Origin of the sequence: Streptosporangium sp. NBC_01469 (assembly GCF_036227305.1) — a bacterium.
Taxonomy (GTDB): Bacteria; Actinomycetota; Actinomycetes; order Streptosporangiales; family Streptosporangiaceae; genus Streptosporangium.
Genome location: NZ_CP109465.1, coordinates 7,629,010 through 7,647,095, shown reverse-complemented (window position 1 = coordinate 7,647,095; position 18,086 = coordinate 7,629,010). Strand labels below are relative to the sequence as shown.

Here is an 18,086-nt window from a genome sequence, read left to right as displayed (position 1 = left end):
ATGTCCTAGTAAGTGCCTCGCCAGGTTGGGGTGCTCTCGTCCGTTATGCGCTTGGTGAGGTTGTTGATCGATGCGATGTGGATCATGGCTTGGGAGCTGGCGGGGAGGGTCTCATAATCGCGGGTTAATCGGCGGTACAGCATGAGCCAGCCCAGGCTGCGTTCGACAACCCATCGGCGTTTGACGACGTGAAAGCCGCGGGGCTCGGCCTTTCTGGATATGACCTCGACGTCAATGTCCAATTTTGCTCCATGCTCGATCACAGCGTTTTTAAATCCGGTGTCGACCCAGGTTTTAGATATCGCCGGGTGGGTGTCTTTGGCCTCGTCAAGTAGCCGTATTCCGATGGCGTTGTCGGAGAGGCTGGCAGCGGTGACCACCACGGCGAGGATAAGGCCGAGCGTGTCGGTGGCAATGCCTCGCTTGCGGCCGACGATCTTCTTCCCTGCGTCGGTTCCTTGGCTGGTGAGGGGCACGTTGGTGGAGGTCTTCACGCTCTGGGTATCGATTACGCACGCGGTCGGTTCGGCCTTGCGGCCTTCCTTGACGCGGGCCAGCCCGGTCAGCTCGTAATTGAGCTGTGCGAGGATTCCTTCATCGCGCCAGGCTGCATAGTAGGCGTAGACGGTGTTGTACGACGGGAAGTCGTGGGGAAGGTATTTCCAGGCGATGCCCGTGCGGTTGATATACAGGATCGCGTTGAAGACCTCTCGTAGTTCGACCGAGGCCGGTTGACCGGTGGGCCGGCGATCGAGTCTGGCCTGCCGCCAGGCGGTTAAGGTGGGCTCGATTAAGGCCCAGCGGGCATCGGATAGATCGCTGGGGTATGGTTTCCGTTCAGTCATGGCAAAACTTTTACATGAAATGCATGATCGGCGATGCCCCTCGACACCCCACGACGGGTTGGGAGTTTCTGGGCCATCTATAAACCAGACGGAATCGGAGCTACATATGACAATCAAATGGGCGCTCCGGTCGCCACTGCGGACCGCATAAATGCACTTCTACAGGACGAAGCACCCCAAAAATCAGTAACCTCAAAGGCGACGTCTCCCCAGAGAACGTAGATAAACGCCCTCTAAGAGGGCGTTTTGGCATGGACTGTAGGGCTTAGATGCTTATGTCCAGTGGAGCATTCGCGCGGGTTCATCTGGAATCTGTGCATCTATGTGCCGAGGCGAGATCGCTTCGATGTCCATTTCGTTAGATGACCTAACCCAGATTCCGTCTGGCGTGGACTTGCCCGGGACGCGCCGTGTTTCGACAGGTGCGGAGAGCCATGGCGGTCGAAGCGTAAGGCTCGGGTATGTCCCCCCGACGCGCGTACCCTTCCGATCTTTCTGACGCCCGCTGGTCGCTGATCGAACCGACCCTGACCGCTTGGCGGCAGGTCCGGCTCGACCGACGTCCCACTGGAGCCCCTGCCCCTACAGACCTCCGTGACATCTTCGACGCGATCCTGTACGTCAACCGGACGGGAATCGCCTGGAAGTACCTGCCGCACGACTTCCCGCCCCACGCCACCGTCTACTCCTACTACGCCGCTTGGCGCGACGAGGGCATGTTCGCGCGGCTCAACCAGGATCTGACCGGCCTGGCCCGGGTGAAGGCCGGGCACGACGCGGAGCCGACGGCCTCGGTCATCGACACCCAGAGCGTGAAGACCTCCACCAACCCGCCGACCACGACCCAGGACACGGACGCGGCCAAGAAGATCGTGGGTCGCAAGCGCAGCGTCGCGACCGACGCGCTCGGCCTGCTCCTGGCGGTCACCGTCTGCGCCGCCTCGGTCTCGGAGAATCAAGCCGGTATGCAGGTGCTGGACCAGGCCAAAGCCGACCACCCCACGCTCACCAAGACCTGGATCGACGCCGGATTCAAGAACCAGTTCACCGAACACGCCGCCGCTCTGGGCATCGACGCCGAGGTCGTTCCCCGCAACTCCGACATCAAGGGCTTCCATGTCCTCAAACGCCGCTGGGTCATCGAGCGGACGTTCGGCTGGCTGATGCTCCACCGCCGCCTGGCCCGCGACTACGAGACCCTACCCGCCAGTTCCGAAGCCATGATCCACATCGCAATGATCGACAACACCAGCAAGCGCATAACCAACGAAGCCACACCAACCTGGCGAGGGACGTACTAGTGGAGTTGCCCCGGTTCAGTAGACACGTCAGGGCTTTCGGCTACGCGGCAGCATAGCCGTCTTCTTGAATGCTCTTAAGGGCGTGTCGGCGTTCGTACTCGGTGGGGCTGAGCTGGCCGTTCGCGGAGTGGCGGCGGCGTGGGTTGTAGAAGCCCTCGATGTAGGCGAACACGGCCCGTTCGGCTTCTGATCTGGTACGGAAGGTCCGCCGGTCGATCAGCTCACACTCCAGCGAGGCGAAGAAACTCTCCGTGATCGCATTGTCGAAGCACGTCCCGGTCCTACCCGTCGAGGGGCGAACTCCTGCCTGCTCGCATCGCTGGCCGAAGGCGATCGAGGTGTACTGGCTGCCCTTGTCGCTGTGATGGATCACCCCGGCGCTGGGGCGGCGCTGATGGATCGCCATCGCCAGCGCGTCGGTCACCAGCTCAGTCCGCATATGGTCGGCCATCGCCCAGCCGACGATCCGCCTGGAGAACACGTCCAAGACCACAGCGAGATAAACGAAACCCTGCCAGGTCGGCACATACGTGATGTCGGCCGTCCAGATCCGGTTCGGCTCGTCCGCTTCGAACTTCCGCTTCACCAGGTCCGACGCGGCTGCAGCCCGCCGATCCGCGATCGTCGTGCGGCAGCCCTTACGCCGGGAGACACCGGCCAGCCCGGCCGCACGCATCAGCCGGGCCACTCGCTTGCGGCCCACCTTCTCCCCGTCGATCTCACGCAGGTCGGCGTGGATGCGCGGCGCCCCATACACCTCATCAGAGGCCGTATGGTGCCGGTGGATCTTCTCAGTCAGCTCGGCATCACGACAGGCGCGAGTGGACGGGCCGCGCTTGGCCCAGGCGTAGTAGCCCTGGCGCGACACACCCAGCACCCGGGCCAGCAGGGAGACATCGTGGTGGTCTTTCTCCGCATCGATCAGCCGGTACTTCATCTCGGCCGATCCGTCTCCCGCGCGAAGAAAACCGCGGCCTTACGCAAGATCTCCTTCTCCTCGCGGAGGATCTTGTTCTCACGGCGCAGCCGGACCAGCTCGTCCTTCTCAGCGCTGGTCAGGCCGTCTTGGCGGCGGCCATCATCGAGGTCGACCTGGCGCACCCAGGTACGGATCGACTGCGCGGAGGGCTCGAACTCCTTGGCGAGTTCCTCCGGCGACCGTCCCGCGCGCACCAGCTCCACCATCTGCCGGCGAAACTCCGGCGGATAGTTGTTCGGCACAGTGAACTCCTTCTTTCGGGAACCAGGGTTCCCCAGAGGTCAGGTGTCCACCAAACCGGGCCAACTCCACTAGGGCAAACAACGCAAATCAAACGCCCTCTGAGGTGGCGGATAGGGAAGAAGCGCGCGCAGCAGCGGGGCCTCGCGTACGCCACCGCGGTGGTGGACGCCCTGGCTGAGGAGTTTCCCCACCTCCGAAAGCCGGAGACCGCTATCCGGCTGACCGCCTGCATCAGCAGCCATTACGTCGACGCCGACCCGCGCGCGAGCTTTGAGGAGATCCTCGACAGCCCCGCCACGGCCAACTGGCGGCTGAAGCCCAATCCTGATCGCCTGGGGCGGGTTCGCGTAGCCTGCTGCCGTATCCCCTTGGCTCACACGGGTGAGGCTGAGGCCCAAGAACGCGCACGAGTGCGCGCCGACGAAGACCGTATCAACGCGCTTCTCCCGGCCGAAGCACCGTGAAGTCGCGCGAACACCCCCGAGGTCTCCGAGCGCAGGTACCGGGCACTCGGCTGAGGGAGGAACTCCTATGAGCAGCGCGCCGATCGAGCCCACCGCGGTGTATCTGCCCCATGAGGTTTCCCCGCCTGGGGCCGCCGGGCGGCGGTCCCCGGAGTTGCCCGGCCAGTTTGCGCGAGGGCATGCCCCCGGCGGCGAAGCCGAAGGGACGCTGAGCCGTCGCGTCGCCGCTGAGGTGAGCCGGCCTCTGCTCCGCTAGTGCACAGCGTGGGGCAGATCGCCGGGCTGCGACCGCGCCGCCAGCGTGGCGACGGCGGGGAGGTCTCCGCGGCCGCCGTCGATCGGGTCGACGCCTTGGAGAAGGAGGCGTGGCCGGTCGCCGCGGCTTGGCTCAACGATTCGACAGCGGCCAGTACCCGCCAGACCAGGTTGGAGGCGCTGGCGGCGTTTCTGCTGTGGCTGGAGGGCGCTGCCCCGGGGCTCGGCCTGTTGGCGGTCACCGAGGATCACCTGGTCGCCTACCAGGACGCCGCCGCTACCGGCACCCTGTCGGCCGGAGTACGCATTCCCGGTAAACCGCTCGGGCCCGCGACCGTTGCCAAACGAATCAACAACCTCAAGAGCTTCTACCGCTATGCCCGCCGGCGGAAGGTCATCGCTGACAACCCGGCCGAGGCGGTATCGGTGCCGCCGGTCTCCCGCAAGGGCAGCACCCTGCCGCTCAGCCGCACCGAGCAGATCGCCTTGCGAGACGGCGTCATGAAGCTGGCCCTCATCGACCCGGCCCGCGCCGCGGCGGTGGCTCTGGGTGCCGCGCTCGGAGCACGAGCCGGATCACTGCAGCACCTCACCGTCGGCGACATCACCGAACAACCAGACGCCGACGGTCATGGCACGCACACCATCGTCACCATCCGGGTCAAAGGCGGAACCCACCACAAGCTGCCGGTGCCGCCAGCCACCGCGGCCTTGATCGCGCCTTTACGTCAGCGCGCCCGCCATCTGCCGCTGTTCACCCAGGACGACGGCTCTTCGGTCGACCGCTGATGGATCTCCACCGGGCTAAGCCAAGCAGCCCGCGCCGGCGGCATCCCCGAGGCGCGTGCTGCGAAGCTCCACCCGCACATGCTGCGGGCCACTGCCATCACTCGCCTGCTGGAGGAACTTCCCGTGCAGGAGGTGCAGGTCATCGTGCAGCATGCCTCGTCCGACACCACCTTGCGGTACTGGAGGCGCGACGAGGTGGTGGGCGCCGACCACCCGATTCACAAGCTGCAAAAGAGTTACGGCTGGTGAATGGAGAATTCTCTCTGCACCCTGAGCGAGGAGGCTTGGATGAGACTGCCTCAGATGGAGTGAGACAGGCCGGCCCGGGACACCGGGGCGGCCCGCGCGTAACCCGAGGAGAGACCCCGTGACCCGTGAGACACCCCTGTCGGGCCGGGCCCGGCCGGAGCACCTTCGGCCGCCCCGTGAACGCGACGAAACCGGAGTAACCAGATACGTCTACGCTGGCCCCGAAGAGATCGGGCGGCGGATCGTGCTGAAGAGCCGATCGGCCATCACCTTCGCGGCAACCTTGATCATCACCGTCGACAACGGCATCGTTCGCGAAGAGCGGCGCTCCGCGATCTCCTGGGAGGGCGCGTGCCCGTGGGTCGAACCCCCCGCCGAGGAGATCCTTACGGAGGATCATTTGGTGTTCACCGGGACGCCCCGCGAGATCGAGGGGTATCTGGCCGTGCGGTGTACCGGCCTGGTCCGCGACGGCTGGGACGGCCCGGCGATTGAGCGGATAGCCCGGTGACGCTTGCGTCACCGGCCCCAATGAGCAGAGTTTTTCCTGGTAGCCCCCCACTCCCGGCGCCACGACCACACGTAACTTTCTGTAACTATCAGAATCGCCGGGACATGCCCGACTAGGAGATCCCCGTGAGCGACCACGCCAGCGTGATCCACGAGCTGACCGAAGTACTCCGCGAGCTGTTGCACACCGGCTCGGCCGACTCTCGCCCGCCGCAAGGAGATCCCCCGGAGCTGACTTTGGTGATCCACGATCGTGGGACAGGGCATCAGCTGCGTGCGATGGCGCTGCGCCTCAGCCAGCTGGCGATGCTGCGGGATCTGGTGCAGGCCGAGACTGCGACCCGCCGCTGTGCGGCGGGCGGAGGACCCGACCAGTGTGCGCACTGCGAGGGCACCGGCCGCGCCAGCCGACAGGTCCACCTCATGGTCAACGTCGCCTACGCCGACGCTACCGAGCGCGAGGACGCCGAGCGGCTCGCCATGGCCCGTCACCAGATCGCCACCGAAGACGTGCACTCCACCGCGTTGTCCTGGCAGGAGTTGACCGCAGAGGAACGCAGTGAAGCCATGTCGGACGCCGTGCGGTTTTTGCGGGCCGGACGCAGAGCCGGCCTGTACGCCTTCCCTGCGGCTCCGCCCGTCACCGCCGCGGCGATCGACCCGAGTGGGCGCCCCATCTCCCGCGCGGACTACGAGAACTTCCTGCGCCAGTGGATGGGCCGGGAGGAGAACACCGACCGGCTCCCGCTTCTCGACGGGGGAGAGGCGTTCGTGGTGGCCGCCCTGCTGGACGAGCTTGCGGGCACCTACCCGGGCGAGCCCCTTGGCCAGCTGGCTCGGGAGATGGCCGTGCGGCTCAACGACCGGCGAGGGATCTGATGGCAGTTACGCCGCCGGTCACGCCCGCGTCGCTGCGCGAGTTGGCCGACCGCGCGCAGACGCTCGCCGCGGACGTCGACGCCACCCACCAGTTGCTGCACGACGAGGAAGACACGGAGGTACGGCGCCGATCGTTTCGCCTGCTCGGCCTCCCTGGCACGCTGCAGCGTCTCGCCGACGACCTGCTGATCACCGCATCGGACCTGGCGCGGATCACTGGCCGGCCTGACGGGGCCTGTGGCGTCGCCTGGGGGGTATGCCCCGAGCATGGCAACACGCTGATCCCCAGCGGCCGCTGGACCGGGTGTTTCGCCTGCGCACGCACCTGGGAGTCCGACCGGCGGAGTCTGCCGTGTCCCGAGCCCATCCGCTGGATGGTGCGCGATCGGCACGGCACCAGGCAGCCAGTCTGCAACGGGCACGCCGTCGACGCTCGCGCCCAACTGGACGGCAGCACCGTGGAGCCCTTGCCCGCGGCGGCCCCGGGCGAGGAGCAGTAGCAAGAGCATCGGCAACCTCCCGGCGCTGCCCGGCCAGGGCCCGGCGCGATAGCCTGCCGCCGGGGCATCTCGCGGCGCTGTTCTGGGTGAACTTCGCTGCTCTATTTCTGGAGTTCTGCTCCGGAGTCGTCGAGCGGCCCGCCTCGGGGGTGCGGCGCTGGCTGAGTGCCGCCGAGCGCGCCGCGCTCAGCGAGCCGGCCTCCTGCTCAGCCAGTCGGGCCTGTGGCGGCGACACGGCTGAGAGCCCTAGAGTGGGGCGGTGGCGGATCGCGTCCGCCTGAGCCTCTCGTCCGACTGGCACCACGCTCGTACGCTGCCGACGCATCCTTGGCGGCGCGATCAACGAGCACCGTCGCGCCGCGTGACCTCACCCGTGAATACACAGCTCACGGGCCCCGATCTCGATTTGGCGCGGTACAGGTCCGCGGCAACGACGCTGCGGCGAAGGACTCGATGACACGCAGCGTGACCGCAGGGTCGAGCAGACCACCGCCCGCCGCCACCGTGCGGACCGCCGCGACGAACTGCTCGGGCGGCGAGACCTTGAGCAGGAACCCGCTCACGCCGGGCCAAAGCAACCTATTCTACAACCATAAAATCCTCGATCGGGTCGAGAACGGTGATCGTCACCTGCACGTGCAAAGGACTGCGCCAATCGACGTGCAGACAAAACTCGACGCCGCCGGTATCACCTTCCGGATCATGAGGGCCAATATTGGTTACATAGACGTCCGCGTCGCCAGGATTTGGCCGGCCTGTCGCGTCGAAAGGGTCCCGTCCGGCGGACCACTCCGCCGCGGTGACAATAACTGCCGACCGCTTTGTAATTGAACCCCAGTTAAAATTATGCCATATCCGGCCCCGCTGGTTGCGGTAGAGGATTCGAATCGATTGCGACACGGCGTGCTCCTTTTCCCTTGGTCATCTCATCGGGTGAAACCCGCACTCGAATCGATCGGAATCGTCAAAATGCGACGACTCTAGTGCGGTGTTCCGACGCGGTTGCGGCCGGCGCTCGGCTATCGTATGAGTCTGATGGCCTCGGTCGGGCTGACCCATATATGCTTGACTGATCGAAGAGGAACTAACTGCACCCCACCACGTGCGAGGGTCTCCATTTGGTACTTGATGCTGTAGGTGAGGCTCTGGTTCCAAGCCTTGTCGAGTAAGAGACTGTAAAGGGGTGTGTAGGGACCGTGAAACTTCAGCTCCTGCTGGAAAGCGCCATTGTATTTGAAGAAATCCACTCCGCGCGGCGCTGCTCCGGCCGCTTCATGACCCGCTATACCTGCGAGATCGAGTCTGCCCGTGCTCGCCATTTCCTCGCGGAAGGCTTCGATCCCCAGGAGATCAGCGACCGTGAAATCTCTGTTCAGCTTCGCGGCAGCCACGCTGATACTTTCGCTCACCCCCGTGTGGCCGAGCGCAGCCACGTCCTTGACTAGAAGGGCAGAGGCGGCTTTTTCGGTCTTCGTTCCTACGCCTGGCAACAGGGTCGAGTAGAGCTTGGAAGGGTCGCTGCGGAAGGCTGTCATGCCTTCCGCAATGCCGCCGACGATGGCAAACCGATGGGATATGCCGACATCCCCGCCGCTCAGGACGAGTCCAGTGGTTCCGAATACCAGCGAGGTGGGCGACGATGTCAGCGCAAAAACATAGTCGAGCTGACCGCTCATTCGAACCGTTTCGGTACTGTCCGCGCCACTTGCGGCCAATGCCAAACCCGAGAAAGCCTCGCCAGCGCCTGCGGCGAATCCTGTTGCGCCAACCAGCGGCAACGCGAGGCCGCCGGAGCCGTAGATGATGAAACCCGAGGCCGTCATAGCGGCGCTGCCCACAACTAAGTGCCCCAGACCAGTGAGAACAGCGGAGTGCTGAATTTCGAGTGGATGGTCGCGCAGCTGGTTGACGATGAATCCGAGCTTGTATTCGTCGCTGCGCGCCACCTGCGCGGCGGTTGAGGCCATCTTCTGCATGTCGACTTCGGTATCGCCGACGATCTTCGTCCTGCCCTCCATGACGGCCTGGATCGCGACATAGCTTTCGTCCATGTCGGCCTGGATCAAGGTTGCAAGGCTGGATTGATTGGCGTCGCTCTTCGCCTCCGGCAGGCATGACGTCCGGTTGGGATTACAAGTCGTCACATCGTTGTCGGCCAGCAGGTCAGGGGACGACAGCAGGTTAGTTTGCCGAAGAGCCGCGAACGGCGCCGTCACGTTTCTCGCACGATCCGGCCATTCACCGATAAAAGGATCAGAGGCAGGGAAACCCGTGAAGGGATCGGGATTGTCTATGCCAAAACGCAGGCCAGAAAAGGCATCGACCTCTTCGCCGACGAAAGCGAGAAGAGCCTGTCCACCCATGCCACCGTATGGTCCGATTACCCAAGACCGGTCGTTCTGGCTGTCCCGTATATACGGCTTTCCACGTATTTCCCACGGTGGTATCGTTAGGGCATCGATCGGCGTGACTGAGAGATCCTGGTCCTTTTCTGGCACCTTGGAGCCAACGGGGCCGGTGTTATCGCCGCTGAAGCCTGCGTTGCCGGTGAGGTCCCCGTCTGTGCCAAAACTCTGATGATTCAAATAGCCAAGAATGGCGCCGATGTCGCCCCCGCCAAAGTCTCCTGATCCAGTACTAGTGTAGCCGCCTCCCCCGCCGCCCTCACCCTCACCAGACATAAGACTCTCCTCGCGTCGAAAGCTTCTCTACGGGCAGCACTAAGCAGCCCCGGATCATGTCGCATTATGCTATGGAAATGTCTGTGTATTCCGGGTCAAATACGTAGCCAAGTGGAAGAACGTATTGTCCACCAGCGTCAACGTTATTAACCCTAATGATGACTTCCCATCGCGTGCCGCTATCCAGTCCCCGCGCAGAAACGACGGTCCCATTTAAGGATGTTGTTGGATTCCCAGCGCCCGCCAACATCGTTGTCAAGGTCGCGGTCGCTCCAATCAGGATCGGACCGACATGTACAAGGTTAGCCAACAAATGGACGAGGCTGTTATCTTCGACGCGGATCACGGGTTCACCGGCGTTCACTGCCTCGCCTAGGCCCTTGTAGACACCGGTTACAACGCCCTCAATGGGCGAGATAAGAAACGACCGTAACAACGCGATTTGAAGTTGGTAGACATCATTGTCTACCGATCCAAGTTCGTTTGCAAAGATTGTTTCCAAATAGGGAATGTTCTGCGAGAACATGTATGCTGCAAATTGCTGATTTGTTAGGCTGATTTGCGCACGGAGAGCGCGCGCGTGCGCTTCTATATAAGGAGTTCGGTATTCGTAGTCGACATGGTTTGTGGACTGCGTTCCTTTCACATTGTTGTAGCCCTTGGTTTCTTCAAAATTGACCCCCGTTGTCACCGGCGCGCCGGTTTTTTCAGACGAGGTGAAGCGTGGCTGATATCCGCTCCACATGTGGTCCGGGTGCCCCTCCCACGGGATTGGGAGGGGGCGAGGAACCTCCGTTCCACGGTCAGTATATAGGCCCACACTTTCCTGGTAAAATTTACTGGCGCGATTCGAACCGGTTTTACCTCCGGTTTTTAACACAGTGCAGCTGCTTGTCGATTTCACAACGCCTGTTCGCTCGTCCGTCCTATAAGCCTCGTCCAGTTCCCCCAGCTGTTGGTTCGCGAGGTCGCTTAACCGATCGAGCAGGTTGGGATTCGAGGCTGGCGACCCTTTGTCGTAAGACCCCTTGATTGTTGAAATCAGGGAACTCGCATTCGCATGCTTCGAGAAATAGATATTCTGTCGAGAATTGACGGCGCTATCCAGAGAAGCTTTTCTGTCCTCGTTCCGAAGCGAGGCTACCAAGAACGGCTGAATGATACTTAGAACGCCGTTTGTATCGCATACGAGACGAGAAGGGTCTCCAGCGATTGTTCCTGAGGCCTTCACCAAGTAGGCAAGCTTGTCATACGGAATAGCTTTCACGGTGTCGCCCAAATGGATATCGAAAGTATTCAGAATGCCGCCAATTTCGAAGCAAAGGTAAGATCCGTGCACCGGCTGCGCGATCATGGAAATAGCGTTTGCAGTGCCCATTGAGACGTTCCCTTCATGCGAATTCTCAGTAAATCAAACAGTGCACGATTGAATCGAGAGCGCAGTCGGCGTAGACGCCCGAAATGTCGTTCACCGGAAGCGACAGGTATTCACCTGGCTGAAGCGTTCCCAAGTCTGTCTTGGCTCCGGCTGCGACCTGCGTTCCGATCGTGACCGGCTCCCCCGCGCGATCGTTCGCGACGTGGAGGATTAACGGATTTTCGAATGTCAGATTTTGGGTGATTCCGGCTGATCCCCAGAGGTATCTCAGCCCACGCACTGTGACCGAGTAAGCCGATGAATTCCAAAGGTCGTTTGGCTCTCCGAGTCTCATCGAATCCATCCCGAAGCGCTCCGGTAGGCGAGGATAGGAGCGATGGGGATGGTGAAGCATATGGGTGCTGATGAATATCGTCGACCCATTGAATATCTGCTTAGAGGACCGCATCCAGCTCTTCGGAAAGTCCCAATCAGGTCCGGGCTCTTTCCCTGCTGTTCCATCTTATTGACCTTCCGGAGAAGAGGAGTCTGGCAAGGTCGCCGAGACGGGCTCGGACGTTTCGCGACCCGACGCTGCGTCATGCCACGGCGTTAGTCGTACGGTGAGGCGCTGCCTGTCCCGGTTGGCGGATCCCGGTTCGTCCCTCGCCTCCTGCTGTGCCGGCGCAAGCACCCAAAATTCCGGCTCCTCGGATCGCGCGAGCGAATACGCAATATCGACCTCAAGCGTGGCCACATCCACATCAAACTTGAGATCGTCCTTGTCGGCTTCAGCGCGGGACCTGCTCAGCTCGGTGCGTAATCCCGTCAAATACTCTGCCAGACGGAGTCGACCATCAGACCATTCAGACATCACGATCCTCCGATTTCCTTAGCCGCCGAAGCACCGAATGACGAGCCGGCAAGCACAATCTGAGCAACAAGCGAAGTGGGTGATCGCCGCATCACTTTCATTCCCTGACTTGATGCGCACGAAACTAGTCATGTGATTCGGACCAGATGTAATCGTCCTCCGTCCTTAGTCATAAAAGCAAGAAGGCGATCCCGGCCACGTCAAGGCGTTGCAACACGCCCCACACCGCCGCGACGTCACCGAATCCCTTGTGCTGAGAGCAGATACCAGCACCAGACTGGGCACCAGCCAATCTCGCCGCGATCTCCTCCGCGCTCCTCAGATACTGCTACGACACAATCTGCGACTTGCCGTCCATCCGGGCGGACTCGACCAGGTAGTAGTACGTCTTCCCGCTGATCCGCTTACCCACGACCGAAGCCACATCTAGGTAATACACCTCAAGTAGCCCGAATACCAGTATTTGCAACGCCGACATGCAAAACAATCATGAAAGCTGGGAAACTCAGGCTAGCGCGCTGACCATGAACATTGGCCAGGCTTCCGAGGCCAGCCTCAATCCAGGTTCATCTCTGAAGTGACGCGCCGTTGAGCCCGGTGAACGTGGTCCGAACAATCCCGCACGGCATCCTCCAGATCAATTACGGCAGCTGTAGATCGGGATCTTGAGGCTGTGATGATCGCGGGGGTGACTGCGGGCATGAGAACGGCCACCAGCATCCTGATCGTTTGTGAGAAAAAATCCAGATACGGTGGCCGCAGGGGTCCCCGTAACGCATGAACGCTGGCCGGTCTGCTTCGAAGGGCTGATGGACCAGCTCGCCGACTGCTTCCCACGCAGAGAAACCCGGCTGACCTGCCGGAACATGATCAAAGCGATGCTGGCGGTCAACGAGACGGCCAACTGCTGGACCCTGAGCGAGGCGATCGGTCACCGCGGCCCGCACATGCTGCACCATTTCTTGTCCCGGGCCCGCTGGAAGGATGACGCCGTCCGCGAGCGGGTCGCCACTTGGGCGGTCGACCGGCTCGGCGACCTGAACATGGTGCTCGTCGTCGATGCGACCGGCGATGAGAAATCCTCCACCGATGCCGTCGGTGCGGCCCGCCAGTACTCCGGCGCGCTGGGTGGGGTCGGCCTGTGCCAGGTGGCCGTGCATCTGTCGTACGCCACGGCGGCCGGGCACACGCTGATCGATCGGCGCCTGTTCCTGCCCAGCGCATGGGCAGCCGACGAGGAACGCCGCCAGCTGACTGGGGTCCCTGAGGAGGTGATGTTCGCGACCAAGCCCCAACTCGCCGTCGACATGCTCGCCCGCCTGCCCACCGACGGCGGCAGCGACGCCTGGGGCACCGCCGATGAGGTCTACGGCGGCCGGGAAACCCGCACGGCGATCCGCGACCTGGCCTACCGCTATGTGATCGCCGTCAAGACCGACCACCGGGTGAGGACCCCGGCCGACACCTCCACCGTCACCGACCTGGTCAAACGCCTGCCCACCCGGTCCTGGCAGCGACTGCGGACCGGCAGCGGCACCAAAGGCGACCGCCACTGCGACTGGGCGATGATCGACGTGCTCGCCGACGACATTCCCGACGACCACCAGGCCGGGCAGAGCACCCTGCTGGTCCGCCGCCACCGCTACACCGGCACCCTGTCGTTCTATCGGTGCTGGTCAGCCACGCCCCAACCACTGCACGAACTGGTAAGCATGGTGTGTCGCAGATGGCGGATCGAGGAGGACTTCCAAGCCGCCAAGGGCCTGACCGGGCTGGACCAGGGACAGGTCACCAGCTGGACCTCCTGGCACCGATGGAGCCTGATCAGCATGATCGCCTACGCGCTGCTGGCCATCACGACCAGCCTGGAACACAGCGGCGCCAGCCCCTGATATGGACACCCCGTCGCTCACACCACCCCGCCGCCGCCATCGCCACCGGCCCCGATCCTGGATTTCGGTCTCCGGCAGCGGGCCCGGCTCAGTACGAAGACGACGCTCCAGGGCGGTCAGCTTCTCGCTCAGCTGCTCACGCATCACCACCAGCAGCGCTTCTTGCCGTTGACGCTGGGTGCGGTCGAAGCGGTGCTCGGCGTCCTGGCGATACAAGGTCTGCTGGATCCGGCCGGCCGCCGCGTCCAGCCGTCCCAGCATCGGCGTCAGCGCCGCCGTCTGCTCGCCGAGCGCGGCGAATCCCGCGACCATCTCCTCCAGTAGCCGCTCATCGCCGGAGGCGACCGCCTCTGTGATCACCACCTGCGTGACCTGCAGCTCGCCCAGCACCACAGCCAGCGTCTCGGCCAGCGCCTGAGCGCGGGCGTCATCGCTGTGCAAGATCTCCTCCAAACGGGCGGCCAGCTCCTGCTCCACCTGCTGTATGCGTCCGGCCAGCTCAGCGGCGGCCTCCTCACTGTCAGCGTCGCTTGGACCGTCGCTGAGAGGGGGTGGGTCGGCTTGGATATTGCTTCGGGTTCTGGCGCGGGCAGCGATCAGGGAGGCGCCGATGACATCAGACAGCAGGTTCGCTCCGACGGAGCCGAGCACGAGGATCCCGGCTACCGCCGCCTCTGGGTCCGGCTCCACCACGGCCAGCGGAGCCAGCGCGCTGGCGCACAACCCCGCCAGCAGCGCTCGCGGCGTCACCCACCCCAGCCCTCGCGCCGACACGGCTGCTGCTTGACCCACCCAGGCGCGCGCACCGTTCTGGGCGGCGACCATCCGATCAGGCGATAAGACAGCAGGGCCTGGCTCAGGCGGTTTAGGCCGCTGCCCGCCCCGCTGGTCCACCCGCTGCTCCTGACCTCACGACACCATGCTTGATGAACGTTCAAGTGAGGACATCAGAGCGGGCAACGGCTCGCCGGCACCACCGACATCCAAGGACTTATCGGCCCGGACTCACTAACCTGGGGCTTTCACGGCGAATATCGTCGGCCTTGATCGTTTACATGAGAAAAGTGCCTTTGAACTGGGATGATCGGACTTATCTAAGGTCCCGTCCACACCAGCTCAAGAGGCACTTTTCACGTGAAGACTACCGCTTCGCGACCCAAGATCGTCATGTCTTCCGACGGTTCTGGGCTCATCTCCCACTCAGGCGCACTGCTGTTACTGGAAACACTGCGCGTCACCGGCCTGGACCAGGCCCTCTCAGAGCAACTACGGCGATGGCGACCGGCCCGCGCGATCCACGACCCCGGCAAGATCATCGCTGATCTCGCCGTCAGCCTCGCCCTGGGAGGCGACTGCCTGGCCGACATCGCCACCCTGCGCTCCCAACCACAACTGTTCGGCCCCGTCGCCTCCGATCCGACCGTCTCCCGGCTGATCGACCGGCTCGCCACCGACACCACCAAAGCCCTCACCGCGATCCGCACCACCCGCGCCATCGCCCGCGAACACGCCTGGACCCTGACCGGACCGGCCGCGCCCGGAGCCGACGGCCACCTGATCCCCATCGACCTGGACGCCACCATCGTCATCGCCCACTCCGACAAGGAAAACGCCACCCCGACCTGGAAGAAGACCTTCGGCTTCCACCCCATGACCGCCTTCGCCGACCACGGCAGCGGCGGTACCGGAGAAGCACTGGCCATCGTGCTGCGGCCGGGCAACGCCGGCTCCAACACCGCCGCCGACCACATCACCGCCACCCGCCTGGCCTTGGCCCAACTCCCCAAGATCCGCCGCCGCCAGGTCCTGATCCGCACCGACTCCGGCGGCGGCACGCATGAGTTCCTCACCTGGCTGACGCGTCCGGGCCGGTGGCTGAAGTACTCCATCGGCTTCACCATCACCGACGACATCGAAGCGGCGATCCTGCGCCTGCCCGCCACAGCGTGGACCCCCGCCTACGACGCCGAGGGGCAGGTAAGGCACGGCGCCTGGGTCGCCGAGATCACCGCCATGCTCAACCTCACCTCCTGGCCCGCCAAGATGCGCCTCATCGTCCGCAAAGAACGCCCGCATCCCGGTGCGCGGCCGCGTTTCACCGACCCCGGCGGACACCGCTTCACGTGCTTCGTCACCAACACCCCTGGCGGGCAACTTCCCGAACTGGAACTACGACATCGCCGCCGCGCCCGAGCCGAGGACCGCATCCGCACCGCCAAGGACACCGGCCTGCGCAACCTGCCGCTGCACGACTTCGCCCCAAACCAGATCTGGTGCGAGATCGTCGCCTTGGCCTGCGACCTCATCGCGTGGACGCAACTGCTCGCCCTGGAGGGTCCCGCCCGCCGCTGGGAACCCAAACGTCTGCGACTGCGCCTGTTCGCCATCGCCGGGCGCCTGGTCCGCGGCGGCCGACGGCTCCGGCTGCGCATCGCCACCCGCTGGCCCTGGGCACCACAGATCATCACCGCCGTCACCCGCCTGCAAGCCTTACCCGCACCAACCTGACCAGCACCAATCCGCCCAACCACCCCAGAAAGGACACCCACGGGCCCGTGGAACCCCGCCCACCCGGCGCGACAGCCGGGCCACCACGCTGACCAAGACGCGAAAATAACTCTCAGCCGAATGCCTCAGCCGACCACACAAAGATCACGTAGGGTCGAGGACTGGCGCGGTAGCGTCTCCTGGCGGTAGGGCCTGAGGCCTTCATGTTCCGCCGGTTTCCCGGTCGGTTGTGCCACCCCAGTGACCGTGGCCAGGTTCATTGCCCCGTTTCCAGTCCCCGCCCGTCAAACCGTGCATGCGGTTCTCCCGCACACGGCTTACCGACGTCGTTCACCGCCGGCATTCGGTCTTCCCCGCCAGTCCCGAAAGGGCCTGGGCGCGACGACCATTCCAGACAGCGTGACCAGCCCGAGTTGGTTCGGGGACTGGAAGGCGACCACCGACCAGCCGAACTCCCGCGAACGCCGATGACGTTTGGCGATCACCAGCGCCAGCCGCATCCGCGCATAGCTCCCGATCTCGTTGAAGTACCTCGCGGAGTTCCCGAACCGGAAGTAGGCGGCCCAGCCGCTCAAGAACCGGTTCAGATCCGCCACAATCACCTCGACCGGCAACAACAACCGCGACCGCAGGGTGAGTTCCCTGACCCGGTCACGCGCGCGTTGCATGGCCCTGCCCGCGGGCCAGCGGGCCAGGAACGTCACGGGCCGTTTCCCGTTCAACCCAGGAGAACGCACCAGCCGGTGATGAAAACCCAGGAAATCCAGGCCCTCACCGCCGACCTGCAGGTTCACGATCCGAGTCTTGGCCGTCTTGGGCTCCAGCCCGAGCTCGGCCAGCAGACTGACCAGGCGCGCAAGCGCCCGCTCAGCCTGGCTACGGGACCAGCACATGACGGTCGCGTCGTCGGCATAACGGACCAGAACCCCGTCTGCCTCGTCCCATGCCCGATCGAGTCGGTGCAAGTAGACGTTGCACAGGACGGGTGAAACAACGCCGCCCTGTGGAGCTCCGGTGACCGCCTGCCGGACCTGCCCGTCCTCCATCACCCCGGCGCGCAAAATCGCACGCAGCAGCTTCAAGACGCTCCGGTCGCAGACGCGTTCCTCGACCGCTCGCATCAACTCAACATGCGGAATCGCCGAGAAGCAGTTGGCGATGTCCGTCTCGACCACCCAGCGGCGGCCCCGATAGCACTCATCAACGAGCACCTGCAGGGCATCGTGCGCAGACCGCCGCGGGCGGAACCCGAACGAACAGTCCAGCATGTCGGCCTCGAAGACCGGCTCGAGCACGATCTTCAAAGCGGCCTGCACGATCCGGTCACGAACCGAAGGAATAGACAGCGGACGATACTCATCCCTCAACCCGGGCTTGGGGATCAGCACCCTTCGCGCGGGCAACGGCCGATAGCGCCCCTCCTTCAGCTCAGCGGCCAACTCGTCAAGGAGACGGACGACGCCATACTCCTCGACCTGCGCCAGCGTGATCTTGTCGATGCCCGGTGCGCCATTGTTCGCGCGCACCGCGGCCCACCCGCGCCAAAGGACGTCTCTGCGATAGACCTTGTCCACCAGCGCATGGAATCTTCGTCCGGGGTCGGCCTTGGCCGCCCGGTAGAGCGCATGCTGCAAGGCACGGACCGGATCACGTGGAACACGCGACCCCAAAGCGGCGGGACTAGCCGAACCGGCACTCACCGGGCCACCTCCATACAGACGCTGCGCATCGACGAAGCAGCGGCCCTTCCCTCACCGCCG

The 18,086-nt window shown here is 63.8% G+C and carries 17 protein-coding genes; 9 read left to right on the top strand and 8 right to left on the bottom strand.

Annotation, left to right across the window (positions count from 1 at the left end):
* Positions 1 to 5: 5 nt before the first annotated feature.
* Positions 6 to 845, bottom strand: coding sequence for an IS5 family transposase (locus tag OG587_RS33565; protein ID WP_329082472.1), 840 nt, complete (start codon positions 843 to 845; stop codon positions 6 to 8).
* Between the two features lie 461 nt (positions 846 to 1,306).
* Between OG587_RS33565 and OG587_RS33560 the strand changes: the two genes are divergently transcribed.
* Positions 1,307 to 2,146, top strand: coding sequence for an IS5 family transposase (locus tag OG587_RS33560; protein WP_329082470.1), 840 nt, complete (start codon positions 1,307 to 1,309; stop codon positions 2,144 to 2,146).
* 40 nt (positions 2,147 to 2,186) lie between these two features.
* On the opposite strand, the gene OG587_RS33555 is transcribed toward OG587_RS33560, so the two are convergent.
* Positions 2,187 to 3,331, bottom strand: a protein-coding gene (locus OG587_RS33555; RefSeq protein ID WP_329083762.1) for an IS3 family transposase whose coding sequence is annotated in 2 segments (ribosomal slippage) — positions 2,187 to 3,118 and positions 3,118 to 3,331 — 1,146 coding nt in all. Because the reading frame shifts where the segments join, the coding sequence is not laid out codon by codon here.
* A gap of 195 nt (positions 3,332 to 3,526) precedes the next feature.
* Between OG587_RS33555 and OG587_RS33550 the strand changes: the two genes are divergently transcribed.
* From OG587_RS33550 to OG587_RS33525, 6 genes are all read left to right on the top strand, one after another.
* Complete coding sequence (locus tag OG587_RS33550; protein ID WP_329082466.1) at positions 3,527 to 3,832, top strand: hypothetical protein; 306 nt, start codon at positions 3,527 to 3,529, stop codon at positions 3,830 to 3,832.
* 264 nt (positions 3,833 to 4,096) lie between these two features.
* Positions 4,097 to 4,876 carry a hypothetical protein gene (locus tag OG587_RS33545; protein WP_329082464.1) on the top strand — a complete coding sequence of 260 codons (780 nt, stop codon included), beginning with the start codon at positions 4,097 to 4,099 and terminating at the stop codon, positions 4,874 to 4,876.
* A 3-nt stretch (positions 4,877 to 4,879) separates the two neighbouring features.
* The gene (locus OG587_RS33540; protein ID WP_329094088.1) at positions 4,880 to 5,125 is read left to right on the top strand and encodes a tyrosine-type recombinase/integrase; all 246 of its coding nucleotides are present in this window, start codon (positions 4,880 to 4,882) and stop codon (positions 5,123 to 5,125) included.
* A gap of 118 nt (positions 5,126 to 5,243) precedes the next feature.
* Positions 5,244 to 5,636 (top strand): hypothetical protein, encoded by a 393-nt coding sequence (locus tag OG587_RS33535; RefSeq protein ID WP_329082463.1) that lies wholly within the window; start codon positions 5,244 to 5,246, stop codon positions 5,634 to 5,636.
* 125 nt (positions 5,637 to 5,761) lie between these two features.
* Positions 5,762 to 6,514 (top strand): hypothetical protein, encoded by a 753-nt coding sequence (locus OG587_RS33530; RefSeq protein ID WP_329082461.1) that lies wholly within the window; start codon positions 5,762 to 5,764, stop codon positions 6,512 to 6,514.
* Positions 6,514 to 7,014 carry a hypothetical protein gene (locus OG587_RS33525; protein ID WP_329082459.1) on the top strand — a complete coding sequence of 167 codons (501 nt, stop codon included), beginning with the start codon at positions 6,514 to 6,516 and terminating at the stop codon, positions 7,012 to 7,014. Before OG587_RS33530 ends, OG587_RS33525 begins: the two co-directional genes overlap by 1 nt.
* 386 nt (positions 7,015 to 7,400) lie before the next feature.
* Here OG587_RS33525 and OG587_RS33520 read toward each other — a convergent pair whose 3' ends face one another.
* From OG587_RS33520 to OG587_RS33500, 5 genes are all read right to left on the bottom strand, one after another.
* Positions 7,401 to 7,577, bottom strand: a complete 177-nt coding sequence (locus OG587_RS33520; RefSeq protein WP_329082457.1) for a hypothetical protein — start codon at positions 7,575 to 7,577, stop codon at positions 7,401 to 7,403.
* A gap of 16 nt (positions 7,578 to 7,593) precedes the next feature.
* Complete coding sequence (locus OG587_RS33515; RefSeq protein WP_329082455.1) at positions 7,594 to 7,914, bottom strand: hypothetical protein; 321 nt, start codon at positions 7,912 to 7,914, stop codon at positions 7,594 to 7,596.
* Positions 7,915 to 8,033: 119 nt separating this feature from the next.
* A complete protein-coding gene (locus OG587_RS33510; RefSeq protein WP_329082453.1) occupies positions 8,034 to 9,695 on the bottom strand; it encodes a hypothetical protein in 1,662 nt (553 codons plus the stop codon).
* A 64-nt stretch (positions 9,696 to 9,759) separates the two neighbouring features.
* On the bottom strand, positions 9,760 to 11,073 hold the full coding sequence (locus tag OG587_RS33505; protein ID WP_329082451.1) for an HlyD family secretion protein: 1,314 nt from the start codon (positions 11,071 to 11,073) through the stop codon (positions 9,760 to 9,762).
* 502 nt (positions 11,074 to 11,575) lie between these two features.
* Positions 11,576 to 11,926 (bottom strand): trypco2 family protein, encoded by a 351-nt coding sequence (locus tag OG587_RS33500; RefSeq protein ID WP_329082449.1) that lies wholly within the window; start codon positions 11,924 to 11,926, stop codon positions 11,576 to 11,578.
* 752 nt (positions 11,927 to 12,678) lie between these two features.
* On the opposite strand from OG587_RS33500, the gene OG587_RS33495 reads away from it, so the two are divergent.
* The gene (locus OG587_RS33495; protein WP_329082447.1) at positions 12,679 to 13,818 is read left to right on the top strand and encodes an IS701 family transposase; all 1,140 of its coding nucleotides are present in this window, start codon (positions 12,679 to 12,681) and stop codon (positions 13,816 to 13,818) included.
* 1,134 nt (positions 13,819 to 14,952) lie between these two features.
* Positions 14,953 to 16,326, top strand: coding sequence for an IS1380 family transposase (locus OG587_RS33490; RefSeq protein WP_329082445.1), 1,374 nt, complete (start codon positions 14,953 to 14,955; stop codon positions 16,324 to 16,326).
* A gap of 317 nt (positions 16,327 to 16,643) precedes the next feature.
* Here the strand turns inward: OG587_RS33490 and ltrA are convergent, their stop codons facing one another.
* On the bottom strand, positions 16,644 to 17,960 hold the full coding sequence (ltrA, locus tag OG587_RS33485; protein WP_329082443.1) for a group II intron reverse transcriptase/maturase: 1,317 nt from the start codon (positions 17,958 to 17,960) through the stop codon (positions 16,644 to 16,646).
* Positions 17,961 to 18,086: the final 126 nt, after the last annotated feature.

Bases quoted from the DNA above. Each gene is read 5' to 3' on its own strand.
- OG587_RS33565 (WP_329082472.1), bottom strand. From the start codon at position 845: ATGACTGAACGGAAACCATACCCCAGCGATCTATCCGATGCCCGCTGG.
- OG587_RS33560 (WP_329082470.1), top strand. From the start codon at position 1,307: ATGTCCCCCCGACGCGCGTACCCTTCCGATCTTTCTGACGCCCGCTGG.
- OG587_RS33525 (WP_329082459.1), top strand. From the start codon at position 6,514: ATGGCAGTTACGCCGCCGGTCACGCCCGCGTCGCTGCGCGAGTTGGCC.
- OG587_RS33510 (WP_329082453.1), bottom strand. From the start codon at position 9,695: ATGTCTGGTGAGGGTGAGGGCGGCGGGGGAGGCGGCTACACTAGTACT.
- OG587_RS33505 (WP_329082451.1), bottom strand. From the start codon at position 11,073: ATGGGCACTGCAAACGCTATTTCCATGATCGCGCAGCCGGTGCACGGA.
- OG587_RS33500 (WP_329082449.1), bottom strand. From the start codon at position 11,926: ATGTCTGAATGGTCTGATGGTCGACTCCGTCTGGCAGAGTATTTGACG.